Genomic DNA, 13248 nt, shown 5'->3' with positions numbered 1-13248 from the left:
CACGGCCCTCCGCGGCATCAGCTCTTTTTGATGTCGATTTTTTGAACCGCCGCCTTGGTCTCGGCCGGCTTGGCGATTGTCAGCTTGAGCAGCCCGTCGCGAAACTCAGCCGTCACCGCGCCGTCCTCGGGGGCAAAGCCCAAAGGCACCTGCCTGCGAAAGGCGCCATAGCGGCGCTCGACAAGGTAGTAATCCTTGTCGCTCTCTTCACGATCGCTGCTTTTTTCGCCCTTCAGGGTCAGGACACCGCCCGCCACCGACACATCCAGATCGTCCTCCTCCATTCCCGGCACCTCGGCCGTGATCTCGATGGCGTCATCGGTTTCAGCAACATCTATGGCGGGAAAATCGCTTGCACCGTTTGCTGACAGGAACTCTGTCAGGCGCTCAGGTTGACCGCTGCGAAACCGCTCCAGCATCTGGTTCACCTCCTGTTGCATCGACCGAAGAAACGCGGGTGTGTCGGAGTTTGAAAACAAGCCGGGCAGGGTTTGTCGGGACATCGGAACTCTCCTTTCCGTTTCAGCAAGAACCGGCACGTCGGTGTGCCGGATCCGTTCTAGCAGCACCGCAGTCCTGCCGATTGACACGGATCAATCTGGATCTTCGGGCGGGCCTTAGAAAGGGGCCGGACAGATCGGATCAAGGAGGAGGGTATGGTGATGCTGAGACTTGTCATGAGCGTACTGCTGGTGCTGTGGGGCGCGACCCTGGCCATGGCCGAGACATCCCGCACCGCGAGTGGCGGCGACCGGTTTGTTGCTGGCGACGCGGTGATCGAAAGCTTTACCGCGCCGCGTGATGCCTTTCTGGCCGCAAGCAGCGCGGTGGCGCGTGGCACCGTTGCGGGCGATCTGCACGTTTCGGGATATGATGTGGCCGTGTCCAGCGACGTGGGCGCCGATCTTTATGCCGCAGGGTCCAGCGTAACCATTCAGTCGCGCGTGGGGGAGGATCTGTCAGCCGCCGGGATGACCGTCCGTGTCGATCCGGAGGCAAGCGTGACCGGCAATGCCCGGCTGATGGGGCGCACCGTAACAATCGAAGGGCCGATCACGGGCGCATTGATCGCGGTGGGACGCACGGTTGTCCTGAACGCGCCGATCAGCGGGGATGCGCAGATCGTTGCGCGTACCATCACCTTCGGACCTGAGGCGGTTGTCACCGGCACGCTCAGCTATGCGACACGCGCAGAGATTGCGGTGCCCGAGCGTGTCGCACCCGCCGACCGGGTGCGGTTCGAAGCATTCAGTATCTCCGACGCCTTGGACTCGGCGCGGGAGGACTGGAAGCTGGATGAGATGCCGATGCTGCCTGCCTTTTTGTCGGCATTCAGTGCGCTGGTCATATCACTGTTCTTTTTTGTGGCGCTTGGCGCGCTGATGCTGGGCTTTTTCCCACGTGTGGTCGAAGGGATGCGCACCGATATCGTGCGGCGGCCAGGTCAGATGATCGTGCTGGGGGTGGTCGGTCTGTCGATGCTTTTCGGTATGACACCGATCATCGGTATGACACTTGTCGGCCTGCCGTTCATCCCCGCCGTCCTGTTGGCCATCGTCGTCGTCTGGACGTTCGGCTATGCGCTGGGTGCCTATACGGTTGGGCTGCGCCTCTGGACCGCCTTTGGCGGCGAGGCCGATCCCGGCATGGCCATTCGGCTTTTGGTTCTTGCGGGGGCGGTGGTCGCCATCGCGCTGCTGAACTTCATCCCCTTTGTCGGCTGGGTGGTGAATTACACGCTGGTGCTGCTGGGGATCGGCGCGATGGTCAACGTGCTGTTTCACTGGATGATCGGCAATCCGGGCCAGGCCCTCGATGCCGATATGAAGCCTATCAACGACCGATCCAAATAACAAAGACGGAGCGCGTACCCCCATGTCTGCACAAGGTCTCGAAGTCATCGACCATACCGTCCAGTTGACCCATGAATGGATCAACGAGCTGGCCGAGAGGCTCGACTGGGCCTCGCGCCGGAGCGCGCTGCGTCTGCTGCGGATCAGTTTGCATCACGTGCGCGACCATCTGCCGGTCGATGAGCTGGCGCAGTTTTCAGCGCAGTTGCCGCTGCTGATCCGAGGCATGATGTTCGAGGGCTGGAAGCCCAAAGACACTCCGGTCAAGGACCGCAAGGCCTGGCAGTTTCGCACCAGCATCTCCGACGCGATGGCAGGAGCGGAAGAGTATCGCGGCGAGCGCGATATCGATCATGTCTTTGCTCTGCTCAATGCCCGCATCAGCCGGGGCGAGGTTGAGGACATCCGCGCCTGTCTGCCCGATGAGATCCGCGCCCTCTGGCCTGCGCCATGAGGCGGAAGCGTCAGGCGACGGCAGAGATCGGCGCGCGCGCCCTCTTGGGGGGCGTCAGCCGGTCTTCGCCCTGAGCCAGCGCGGTCAGCCGCTCGGGCTGGCGGATGATGACGGTATGGACCTGATGCAGGGCGATGACCTTGCTCTTGCGCAGCAGCGTGAAGGTGCGGCTGACGGTCTCTGTCGTCAGGCCCAGGAAATCGGCGATGTCGGCCCGACTCATCGGCAGGGCGACCTGATCGTAGGATCCGATGGACTGGCCCACCCGCTCCTTGAGAACGCAGAGGAAAGAGGCCACCCGTTCGGTCGCGGATTTGCGTCCCAGCATCATGAAATGATCCTGCATCGCTCCAATCTCGTGCAGGGCGGCGGTCAGCAGATGGCGATGTAACTCCGGGTCCCCCGTGCCGGTTTCCAACGCGCTGCGCCGGTAGGGCTGCAGGCGGGCCTCGGTCACCGCATCACAATCGGTATGGTGCAGGCCATCCACCGGAAAGCCCACGACATCGCCGGGATAGCCAAAGGCGATGACCTGACGGCGACCATCCTCAAAGACCCGCGTCAGGCGCAGCACACCCGAATGAACATAATAGATCAAGCGGGCGGTGTCGCCCGCGCGAAACAGGAAGCGACCTGCCTTAAGGGTGAATGCCGCATGATGTGGGCCCCGGTCCGGCAGCGTGATTAATGGCAGATCGGGTGCGGTGACGGATGGTATCGTAACATACATGCGAATGTCCCCCATTTGCTGTTCATGGGTTAGTTGGACACTCAATGTCGCAACGGCTATGGTTGGTAAGCCTGCTTTTGTATCGTTTTGTATCCGTTCATCGCGCGCCCTGTACGACGCTTGCGTTGGTCGGCTATCAAAATTCGTGCTGTAAGATCGGTGATGGACATGAATGAGGCCCGAATTCTTGTCGTTGAGGATGATCGCAAGATCCGAACGCTTCTGCGGACCGCGTTGGAAGAGGACGGTCTTGATGTTGAGGAAGCCGAGACAGGTCCCGCCGCGATGAAGATCATCTCGGTCCGGCAGGTCGATCTGGTGACCCTCGATATTCACCTGGGTGCCGAAAGCGGTCTCGATCTGGCGCGCGAGATCCGGCATATGTCGGATGTTCCGATCATCATGATCACCGGGCGCAACGATGTCATTGACCGCGTTGTCGGACTTGAGATCGGGGCAGATGATTACATCACCAAACCCTTTCATGTCCGCGAGGTCCTGGCCCGCATCCGCGCGATCTTGCGACGGACCAGACCTTTGCCACACCGGATGGGTGAGCCCGCGCATGTCGACACACGCGCCGCTCTGCGCTTTGACGGGATGACGGCGCGGCCTGAAAGGCTGGAACTGGTGGATCGCTGCGGCAGGCCCTGCGAATTGACCAGCGGCGATTTCAAGCTGCTCAACGTGTTTCTGAAACGACCCAACCGGGTCCTGTCGCGCGATCAACTGATGAACCTTACAGGGGGCGTTGACTGGAGCCCGCTGGACAGGACCGTGGACAATCAGGTGGCGCGCCTGCGCAAGAAGATCGAAAAGGATCCTTCGCGCCCGCAACTGATCAAGACCGTGCGGGGGATCGGCTATACCTTTGCCTGTGATGTCGAACGGGTTCAGCCTGGCGCGCCGAGCAAAAGCGCCTGAAGGCGCAGGGCAAGCTCCGACAGTCGATAGGGTTTGTGCAATACGTCAAAGTTTTGCCCCTCGGCCATTGCGCTGGTCACCACATCGCTGGCATATCCCGATGTCAGCAGCACTTTAGTGTCAGGGAACTCCGCCCGCACCTTGGCCGCCAGATCATAGCCGTTCAAAGTGCCCGGCATGACGAGGTCGGAAAAGACGATAGCGGCTTTCAGGCCGCTTTGCAGCATGGCATAGGCGGCGTCACCGCTCTCGGCCTCCACTGCCTTGAACCCCAGATCGCCAAGGCGCTCGACCGACAGGCGGCGGACCTTGGCGTTGTCCTCCACGACCAGCACAACCTGGCCTTGCCCACGGGGCAGGCGGCGCGGCAGGCCGTTCGGGGGCAGCGTTCGTGTTGCATGGTCGGGCGCTTCAAGTGCCGGGAAGTAGAGCCCAAAGCTCGTCCCGTGGCCAAGCTCGCTATAGAGGGTGATATGGCCCCCGGACTGGCGCACAAACCCATAGACCATGGGCAGACCCAGACCGCTGCCGCCCGAGTCGCTCTTGGTGCTAAAGAACGGCTCGAACGCGCGATCTTGCATCTCCTGGCTCATCCCGCTGCCATTGTCGCTGACCGACAGGCGGACGTAATGGCCGGGCACGATATCGGTTTCCTGCGCCATATAGCTGTCGTCGATCAGGATGTTGGAGACTGTAATCAGCAACTCTCCGCCCTCTGGCATCGCGTCCTTTGCATTCAGCGCAAGGTTCATGAGTGCCGACTGCAATTGCACCGGGTCCACTGAAACCGGGCTGATATCCTCGCCGAAATCGACGCGGATATTGAAGAGCGCGCCGATGGTGCGTTCCAGTATTGCCAGCGTGTCGCGGCAAACTTCCCTCAGATCCACGACCAGGGGCTTGAGATTGCTCTGGCGGGCAAAGACCATGAGGCGCGACGTGAGATTGGCCCCCAATTCCGCGGCATTGAGGGCATCAAGGGCCAGATCGTGCTGGCGCTTGTCGGTCAAACGGGTTTCCAGAAGTTCCAGATTTCCGATAACGACAGTCAGAAAGTTGTTGAAATCATGAACGATACCCCCGGTCATCTGGCCGATCGCCTCAAGCCGTTGGGATCGAGACAGTGCCCCTTGGGTCGCGTTGCGCTGGGTCAGGTCATGCAGGATCGCCACGAAGTAAGGTACGCCCGAGAGATCGGTACGACCCACCGACAGATGCAACGGAAAGGTGCTGCGATCCTTGCGCTGTCCATCGGCTTCGCGCCCGATCCCGATAATCCGACGTTCGCCCGTTTGCACATGTGCGGCCATGAACCCGTCATGCCGTTCGGCCATGGTCGGCGGCATCAGGATGTTGACGTTGTGTCCCACAAGCTCGTCCAGATCGAAACCGAACAAACGGCAAGCCGCCGCATTCGCACGGATGATGATACCGTCCTTGTCCGATACGATCATCGCATCAACGGCTGCATCCATGATGGCGCGCAGGATCAGGCTGTCATGTGTGTCCGTCGTCATATCCGTTCCGCGGGTTGTCTGGGTCATGTCAGGTGAAGATCAACTGACGCGGTGCCAAGATGACCGCCAGGCAAGAGGAGTTCATTTGCGCCTTTGGTCAAGGCCAAGTGTCTGATGCAGGGCGATATACTCCAATAAATCCGACAGGCTGATCACTCCCACCAGCGTCCGGTGATCGGCCACCAGGAATTTACGCCGACCGGTTTGGGTCATCCGGGCCAATAGCGCCGAGGCCGACAGATCCGGGCTGACGCTGATCTCGGCGCTCAGCGCGACATAGACGTCACCGACCCGGGTGTTGATCCAGTTTTCGCGGTCGATGCTGCCCAGCACGGCACTGTCGACCTGACCCAGCAAGACACCGTCCTCAACCACCGGAACAAAGCTGATCCGGTGCCGCAGCATGATCTGGTTGGCAAGGTCCGCAAGGCTCAAATCAGGGCTGGTGACAATCGGGTGTGCGGTCATCAACTGGGCAACCGTCTTATGGGCAAAGACGGTCTTGGTCATCTGGTGTTGCAACGCGCTGCGCGCCGCGATCAACAGAAACCCACCGATCAAAAGCTGCCAGATCCCGGCGACCTGCGCCCCCTGAAAAAGCGACACGACCCCAAGCCCCATCAGGATATAGGCAAAGATCGTGCCTGAGCGCGCCGCGGTTTCAGTGGCCTTGAGCAAATCGCCGCTGCGGTTCCAGATCCACGCGCGCAAGACACGACCGCCATCAAGGGGGTAGGCTGGCATCATGTTGAATACGGCAATGATCAGGTTGATCGTCGCCAGATAGCTCAATACTTGCCTGGCCGGCGGATCCAGCCAGGGAGTGCCCGCCAGGACCCAAAACCCAAAGGCAAGTCCGCAACTTGCCGCCGGACCGGCAATCGCGATCCAGAACTCGGCCGCGGCAGAGCTGGGTTCATCTTCCAACTCGGCGACACCACCAAAGAGAAACAAGGTGATGCTGGATGTATTCACCCCGTATCGTCTCGCCACCGTCGCGTGGGCCAGCTCATGCAGCAGCAGGGACGCAAAAAACGCCAGCATCGCGATGACGGCCATCGACAGGTATTGGCTCTGGGTCAAACCCGGCACGGTCATGGGAAAGTACTGCTGAGACAGGCTCCAGGTGATCAGAGCGGCGATCAGAACCCAACTCGGGTCGACCCGTATGTCGAACCCTCTCAAGGTAAAAAGTTTCAAAGCATGGGAAAACATGCTCGCCTCCAATGTCTTGCCCCCAGCTTAGGAACTGCCGGGGGGCGGCGTATTGATCTTTCTCAACTCGGCCGGGGCGTATTGAGCAAAATCAAACGCGGCCCAACCCGATTGCGATAGCTCTTGCCGATGATCCTGATCCTCCCCGAGACTACTTTGTTGCAAAGCGGCGTGGTGTTTGCGCTCTGTGCGGCCATGGTTTGGGTGTCCGGCGCGCGTCTGGCCTATTTGGCCGATGCGTTGGCCGACCGGCTCAAGCTTGCAAAATCGCTTGTGGGGTTGCTGCTGCTGTCACTGGCCACGTCCCTGCCGGAGGTGGCCACGACCCTTACCGCAGCGGTGCAACAGGCCCGCGACCTGGTGCTCAACAACCTGTTCGGCGGGATCGCGTTACAGACGGCCATCCTGGCGATGTCCGATTTCTGGGCGCGCGGGGCGATCACCAATTATCCGCGCAGCGCCAATCATGCGCTGGAGGCGACCTTGCTGGTGCTGCTGTTGTCGATCACCCTGATCGCGACGCAGCTGGGTGAGCCCATCGCGTTCTTTCACATCGGGTACGGGTCCATTCTGATCGCGGCGGTCTATAGCGGGGCGATCTGGCTCTTGCGGCGCTATGATGCGGCCAACGATTGGGTGCCGGTCGATCTGCCCGATCCCGAGCATATCCCGTTTCCAGCGCCCACCGGTATTGCGACGACCAGCACCATCCGCCTTTTTGGGCAAAGCGCACTGGCCTGTGCCCTGATCCTGATCTTTGGCATCTTGCTGGTTTTGTTTGCCGATCGCATTGCCGACCAGTCGGGGCTTGGCACCAGCTTTGTCGGAGTGACCCTTCTGGCGGCGGCCACTTCCTTGCCGGAACTCACGACCAGTATCACGGCTGTGCGTATCGGGTCCTATACAATGGCCATATCCAACATCTTTGGAAGCAACCTGATCATGCTGGTGCTGGTCTTTCCAGCCGATCTGTTGTTTCGGTCGGGGCCAGTGCTGCGCGATGTGTCGGATATCGTGGGGCTGTCGCTGGCCTTTGCGATCGCGGTCACCAGCGTGTTCCTGATCGGGCTGATCGTCAGGCGCAAGCCCCGGCTGGGGTCGTTTGGCATCGATTCGATTGTGGTTTTGATCCTCTTTGCGGCCAGCATGGTGGTCTATTATCTGGCGCGCTGAAGCGCCCCCAGCACCGTCTTGAGCAGTTCGGGGAGGATCAGGATCGGCAGCGCGAAGAGGGCGATCATCCCCCAGTGCTCGGCCCCCAGGGGCACGGTGTGCAACAGCGTCTGCAACGGTGCCCAATAGACCGCCGCGACCTGTGCGCCCATGGTCAGAGCAAGCGCCATCAGCAACAGGGGGTTCGACAGATATCCGATGCGCCAGCACGGCAGGTGCAGCGACCGGAATGCAAAGACGCTGACTTTTTCAAACGCGACCATCGCGGTAAACGCCGTGGTGCGCGCCAGATCGACATCGACCTCCAGCAGGCTGAAAAAGATCCACAGGCTTGCTCCCCCGGTATAAAGACCCAAAAGGCAAATGCTGAGGATCCCGCCCCAGCCCAGGATTGGCTCGGATTTGGGCCGGGGAGGACGATCCATCTGATCCGGCTCGCCCTTTTCGATACCCAAGGCCACCGCGGTCACCCCATCGGTGACAAGGTTCATCCACAGGATCTGGGTGGCCAGAAAGATCAACGGGCCGCCGATCAGGATGTTGACCATCAGGGCCACAACCTCGCCCGCGTTCGAGCTGAGCAGGTAACGCACGAATTTCTGCACGTTGGCGAATTGGCGGCGCCCCTCGCCGATCGCCCGCAGGATCGTCGCAAAGTTGTCGTCCAGCAGCACCAGATCGGAGGCGTCGCGCGCGACATCCGTCCCCCGGATCCCCATCGAGATGCCGATATCGGCTTGTTTGAGGGCGGGCGCGTCATTAACCCCGTCTCCGGTCATGGCGACAATCTGCCCCTCGGCCTGAAGCGCGGCCACCAGGCGCATCTTATGGGCAGGCTTGGTGCGGGCAAAGACAGCATCGCCCGCCAGGACCTGCCGCAATCCGGCATCGTCCAGCGCTTCGAGCTGTGGTCCGGTGACAGTCTGGTAGACCGGCATGTCGAGCTGGGCCGCAATCGCCCGGGCTGTGATCGGGCTGTCGCCGGTGATCATGGCGATCCGGATACCTGCCGAGCGCGCCGCAGCGATAGCACCCTTGACCTCGGCCCGGGGAGGGTCAATCAATCCGACCAGCCCCAGAAACACAAGTTCCTCCTCGACTAACGCATGATCAGGGACCGCGCGCTGGGCAAATCCGATCACCCGCAGACCCCGCGCGGCCATATCCTCATATGCCTGCGATATCTCTGCGCGCCACATATCGGTCAGTGCCTCAATCCGGTCGCCCACCTGAAGCCATGTCGAGAGCGCCAGCACCTGTTCTGGTGCCCCTTTGGTATAGATCTGCCCACCCGCGCCGTCGCGAAACAGGACACTCATGCGTTTGCGATCGCTGCTGAAGGGGGCTTCGGCGATCAGCGCGTTCTGATCCGGCAGATCGCACCAGCCTTTGTAAGCCAGAGTGACCAGCGCCCCTTCGGTTGGCTCGCCCGTCATGAACCAGGCGTCGCCCTCGCGCCGCAGCCGCGCATGCGTGCAATTAAGCCCGGTCCTCAGCAGCGCCGCCAGGGCCGGGTCATCCTTGGCCCGGACGCGCTGCCCGCCGGTTTCGATATGGCCTGCCGGATCGTATCCCGTACCGGTGGCGCGATAGCTCAGCGCCGGGGTCCAGATCTGGGTGGCCGTCATCTTGTTTTCGGTCAGCGTCCCGGTCTTGTCGGTGCAGATCACCGAGGCTGCGCCCAGAGTCTCGACCGCCTGCAACCGCCGGGCCAGCGCCTTTTGGCGCACCATGGCGGCGGCCCCCAGCGCAAGGGTGATGGTCACCACGGCAGGCAGGCCTTCGGGCACCATGGCCACCGACAGCGACAGCCCGGTCATCATCATCTCGAAGGTGTCGCGCGCCACCGCGATGCCCAACGCGACGACTGCCGCCGCGACGATCAGGGCGGCCAGCCCCAGCTGCGTTGCCAGACGCCCCAGCTTGACCTGAAGGTTGGTTTTTTTCGGACCGACCGCTCCGGTCAGCAGGGCGATCTTGCCAAACTCGGTCGCGGCCCCGATGGCGATGACCTTGGCCTCTGCCCGCCCCGCAACGGCGGCGGTGCCTGCAAAGACCACTGCGCTGTCGGTCGCTTCGGACTTTTCCACCGGCAGGGATTCGCCGGTCAGCACGCTTTCATCCAGCCGCAGTTCGACCGAATGGATCAGCGTGGCATCGGCGGGCACTTTGTCGCCGGCGTTCAGCACAATGAGATCGCCAGGGACCAGCTCACGCGCGGCGATCACCTGTTCGTGCCCGTCGCGCAGCACCAGCGCCTTTGGCGACATCATGTTCCTGAGCGCGCTCAGTGCGGTCTCCGCGCGCCACTCCTGCACAAATCCAAGGCCTGCGTTCAACAGCACGACCAATCCGATGGCCAGCGCGTCAATGCGCTCACCGACGACGATCGCAATCCCCGCGGCAGCAATCAGGATCAACACCAGAAAGCTGGAGAATTGCCGCAAAAGAACCGTAAGCGGGCCTGCCTGCTTGCCTTGGGGCAGTTCGTTCCAGCCAAAGCTGCGACGCCGCTGTGCGACCTCGGCCTGGGTCAGTCCGGGGGGGTGGGATGTGTCGGGCAACGGGCAGGCTCCATCACGACGTTGTGCACGTCGCCATAGCCCGGCCATGCGTGGAAGAGTTGAGGAATATCAATCGGTGGCGCGCGCGGTGTGCGATACTGACCTTTGCAACCCTCAGGAGAATCATCAATGGTAGACAAGGACGCAGACACACCGCACAAGGCCGATGCAGTCGCAGCATCCGACACGCTTGCTCAGCTGCAGGAGGCCGGGTTCACCAATATGGTCGGGATGGGAACGGCTTGGCTTGAATCTATCAATGAAATGAGCGCGGAGGTTTTGAGTTTCGTCGCCGACCGTGTCAAGGAAGATGTCAAGACGCAGCACCGGATGATGCATTGCAAAAACGTCTCTGAATTGCAGCATATCCAGGCTGAATTCATTCAGAAGGCAATTGACCAATATCAGGCCGAAACCGGCAAACTGGTTGAAATGAGCACCAAATCGCTGCTCCGCGGAACTGGCAAAACGGCGGATTGATCACGCGCCGCGCGCGCATTTCCGCACCCCTGAAACTCTCTTTTCAGGGTACGGTGCAGTGCGTTGGCTGGTCTGCCAGCCACGTTTCCGATTTTCTGGGCCCTCCCCGCGGTTGCTGCCGCGGACGCCCGGAATTTTTCAGAGAGGACCCGCAGATACCGGTCTCTGCTTTGCAAGCAACGCAGCGAAGATGACCCGGGTCTTTGCGTTTCAAGATGCGATTGGTTTGACCGTAGCGAACGGATCCGGGCATCGCAAAAGCGATCGCGGTGAACGCCACCCCGGAGTGATTCTGGCAAAAAACGCGCCTTTGGGGATCCAGGCGCGGTGTCTGGACGCGCAAGACCGCCGCGACCCTGACCGACCGCGTTGCTCTTCGGGACCGAAAAAACCGGCTGGTCAGAGGGCGCGAAATCTCATGGCGTGAAGGCGCGCCCCGATCCGACTTTATCCATGTATGGCTGTTCTATTGCAGGCTCGCCAGCATCCGAACGGGGCGCGCCTGAGTCTTCGGTGCAGGCCCCGATCCAGCCCGGTCGCGATTTTTTTCATGCATAGAATATTTTCCTACTGCAATAAATTTTAACTAAAAAGTTGTGCGCTCGAATGAGTCGCGCTACCCTGAGTTGGGTTCTCTATTGAATTGAAATTCTGTTTTACTCAAGTTGAGGAAAGGATCTGCACCGTGTCAGAGCCATCTCTAGATCTGTCTGCCGTTCACACCCTGTTTGATGCGCTGCCGCCTGATGCGGAAGTGCATCTTGACCCCGCCGACCCGGTGCACCGCGCCGGGATCGAGGCTGCGCTGGCCGCATCGGGGCGGCACAAGGAGCGCTATCCGCATTTACACAGCACGCTGGGACTGGCGGCTGCGGGCAAGACCGGGTTGGCGCTTGTCGACAAGGGCGCTGATCGCAGCGGACGGGCCACGGCGATGAGCTGGCAGTCCTCGGGACGGGGCCATGTGTTTTCGGGCGGGACGGTCTTTGCGATGGATGGCGCCAGCGGTGATCTGCTGGCGCTGGGGCATAACAGCAATGTCGCAGAGGGCTTTGTCCAGGTCTCGACCGATACCGCTTCGGCCAAACCGGTCGACAAGACGCTCAAGGTGCTCGCGGTTCATCATTCAGTGGCGCAGGATGGAACAGCGGCCTTTGCCGCGACAGCCAGCCAGGCAATGCTCGGCGAAGCGCTGGCCACGATCGATGTGGTGGAGCCGACGACCACACCGGCCTATCCGCCCAATGTTCGCATTGCGCTGGGCCGAACCTCGACCAGTCAGGATGTCGACTATTGGTACGCCGAGCCGCAGAATGTCCAGACCCCGTATCTGATCGTGCCCTTCATGGGGAACGCGGTGCTGCCTTATAACATCGACGGCAGCATCGGGCAGGCGATCAGCGGCGCCGTCTATGATACTAAGATCTATTTCGTGACCAATAGCGGCAGCGATACGGTTGAGTTGAACACAACCTATACAACAGATTTCACCGGCAAGGTCACCGTCGGCCCGGATAGCCAGAACCAGGTGACATGGAACTATCCCTATGGCGCGGGCGGATCCTATACCCAGACCTCATCCTTGGTCTATGATCCGCAATCGCTGGTGAACGAGACGGTCAGCTATTTCTTCTACAGCTTCCAGATTCCGGTTCTGAATGCTCCGACGCCGACACTCAGTTTCGCCGTATGCAGTACCGACACGCCGAATGAACCGTCCTTCCAGTGCCAGAAAATCCCCAATCTGTGGTTTTGGTGGCACTGCCTGGCCGAAGGAACCGAGGTCACAATGGAAGACGGCAGCGTCATGGCCATCGAAAAGATCGACAATACGATGCGGGTGCGCGCCGATGCATCCGGCGGCGATCTGGGGGTGGAGGCGACAACCCGGGGCGGGCATCAGTCATCGGCTGCCCCACTGTCCGATCACACGGTGTTTCGCCTGACAACCGAAGGCGGCCATCACCTGACTGCGACAGGGGCGCATTTGATTGCAACCCCCGAAGGGCTGGTTGCGCTTTCGACGCTCAAGCAGGGAGTAAGCGTCCTGACCGGTGATGGTCCGGTGGCTGTAACCGCTTGCGAAGCGGTGGATTTCGATGGGGTGATGTACAATCTCAAGCTTGGCGATGCCACCGACCGAAGCAATGGGCTGAGCGATGCGGCAACCTGCACGTTCCTTGCAGGCGGCATCGTCGTGGGAGACAAATTCGCGCAACGCAACGCGGCCCGGGCGCGGGCCCGCGACATTGATCACATGCGATCTGTCCTGCCCGATCACCTCCACGACGACTATGCCAGCGCGATCGAGGATATCCGTTACTGAGGCGTTACCGAC

The 13248-nt window shown here is 61.0% G+C and carries 11 protein-coding genes; 6 read left to right on the top strand and 5 right to left on the bottom strand.

The window, feature by feature from the left end:
• Positions 1–17 precede the first annotated feature (17 nt).
• Positions 18–503, bottom strand: coding sequence for an Hsp20/alpha crystallin family protein (locus tag HEP69_RS02885; protein WP_290557018.1), 486 nt, complete (start codon positions 501–503; stop codon positions 18–20).
• A gap of 159 nt (positions 504–662) precedes the next feature.
• On the opposite strand from HEP69_RS02885, the gene HEP69_RS02880 reads away from it, so the two are divergent.
• Both HEP69_RS02880 and HEP69_RS02875 read left to right on the top strand, forming a co-directional pair.
• Entirely contained in the window at positions 663–1853 is a 1191-nt protein-coding gene (locus HEP69_RS02880) for a hypothetical protein (protein ID WP_290557017.1), read from the top strand.
• A 22-nt stretch (positions 1854–1875) separates the two neighbouring features.
• Positions 1876–2307: a DUF2267 domain-containing protein gene (locus HEP69_RS02875; protein ID WP_290557016.1), complete on the top strand. Its 432-nt coding sequence runs from the start codon at positions 1876–1878 to the stop codon at positions 2305–2307.
• Between the two features lie 10 nt (positions 2308–2317).
• On the opposite strand, the gene HEP69_RS02870 is transcribed toward HEP69_RS02875, so the two are convergent.
• A complete protein-coding gene (locus HEP69_RS02870; RefSeq protein WP_290557015.1) occupies positions 2318–3037 on the bottom strand; it encodes a helix-turn-helix domain-containing protein in 720 nt (239 codons plus the stop codon).
• 168 nt (positions 3038–3205) lie between these two features.
• Between HEP69_RS02870 and HEP69_RS02865 the strand changes: the two genes are divergently transcribed.
• Complete coding sequence (locus HEP69_RS02865) at positions 3206–3961, top strand: response regulator transcription factor (protein ID WP_290557014.1); 756 nt, start codon at positions 3206–3208, stop codon at positions 3959–3961.
• Here the strand turns inward: HEP69_RS02865 and HEP69_RS02860 are convergent.
• The gene (locus HEP69_RS02860) at positions 3931–5478 is read right to left on the bottom strand and encodes a PAS domain S-box protein (RefSeq protein WP_290557013.1); all 1548 of its coding nucleotides are present in this window, start codon (positions 5476–5478) and stop codon (positions 3931–3933) included. The two genes, HEP69_RS02865 and HEP69_RS02860, sit on opposite strands and share 31 nt — an antisense overlap.
• Positions 5479–5559: 81 nt before the next feature.
• On the bottom strand, positions 5560–6693 hold the full coding sequence (locus tag HEP69_RS02855; protein WP_290557012.1) for a site-2 protease family protein: 1134 nt from the start codon (positions 6691–6693) through the stop codon (positions 5560–5562).
• A gap of 129 nt (positions 6694–6822) precedes the next feature.
• Between HEP69_RS02855 and HEP69_RS02850 the strand changes: the two genes are divergently transcribed.
• Positions 6823–7866: a hypothetical protein gene (locus HEP69_RS02850; protein WP_290557011.1), complete on the top strand. Its 1044-nt coding sequence runs from the start codon at positions 6823–6825 to the stop codon at positions 7864–7866.
• Here HEP69_RS02850 and HEP69_RS02845 read toward each other — a convergent pair.
• Positions 7851–10430 (bottom strand): HAD-IC family P-type ATPase, encoded by a 2580-nt coding sequence (locus tag HEP69_RS02845; protein ID WP_290557010.1) that lies wholly within the window; start codon positions 10428–10430, stop codon positions 7851–7853. The genes HEP69_RS02850 and HEP69_RS02845 overlap by 16 nt on opposite strands.
• Positions 10431–10559: 129 nt before the next feature.
• Here HEP69_RS02845 and HEP69_RS02840 point away from each other — a divergent pair, with 129 nt between their 5' ends.
• Together HEP69_RS02840 and HEP69_RS02835 are read left to right on the top strand one after the other, a co-directional pair.
• The gene (locus HEP69_RS02840) at positions 10560–10910 is read left to right on the top strand and encodes a phasin family protein (RefSeq protein WP_290557009.1); all 351 of its coding nucleotides are present in this window, start codon (positions 10560–10562) and stop codon (positions 10908–10910) included.
• 685 nt (positions 10911–11595) lie between these two features.
• Entirely contained in the window at positions 11596–13236 is a 1641-nt protein-coding gene (locus HEP69_RS02835) for a Hint domain-containing protein (RefSeq protein WP_290557008.1), read from the top strand.
• Positions 13237–13248 lie beyond the last annotated feature (12 nt).

The sequence above is a fragment of the Aestuariivita sp. genome (assembly GCF_021404545.1).
Lineage (GTDB): Bacteria > Pseudomonadota > Alphaproteobacteria > Rhodobacterales > Rhodobacteraceae > Aestuariivita.
This window is presented reverse-complemented; position numbering and strand designations above follow the sequence as displayed.

Excerpts from the sequence above, each read along its gene's own strand:
- HEP69_RS02885 (WP_290557018.1), bottom strand. The coding sequence starts at position 503 with ATGTCCCGACAAACCCTGCCCGGCTTGTTTTCAAACTCCGACACACCC.
- HEP69_RS02880 (WP_290557017.1), top strand. The coding sequence starts at position 663 with ATGCTGAGACTTGTCATGAGCGTACTGCTGGTGCTGTGGGGCGCGACC.
- HEP69_RS02875 (WP_290557016.1), top strand. The coding sequence starts at position 1,876 with ATGTCTGCACAAGGTCTCGAAGTCATCGACCATACCGTCCAGTTGACC.
- HEP69_RS02870 (WP_290557015.1), bottom strand. The coding sequence starts at position 3,037 with ATGTATGTTACGATACCATCCGTCACCGCACCCGATCTGCCATTAATC.
- HEP69_RS02865 (WP_290557014.1), top strand. The coding sequence starts at position 3,206 with ATGAATGAGGCCCGAATTCTTGTCGTTGAGGATGATCGCAAGATCCGA.
- HEP69_RS02860 (WP_290557013.1), bottom strand. The coding sequence starts at position 5,478 with ATGACGACGGACACACATGACAGCCTGATCCTGCGCGCCATCATGGAT.
- HEP69_RS02855 (WP_290557012.1), bottom strand. The coding sequence starts at position 6,693 with ATGTTTTCCCATGCTTTGAAACTTTTTACCTTGAGAGGGTTCGACATA.
- HEP69_RS02850 (WP_290557011.1), top strand. The coding sequence starts at position 6,823 with ATGATCCTGATCCTCCCCGAGACTACTTTGTTGCAAAGCGGCGTGGTG.
- HEP69_RS02840 (WP_290557009.1), top strand. The coding sequence starts at position 10,560 with ATGGTAGACAAGGACGCAGACACACCGCACAAGGCCGATGCAGTCGCA.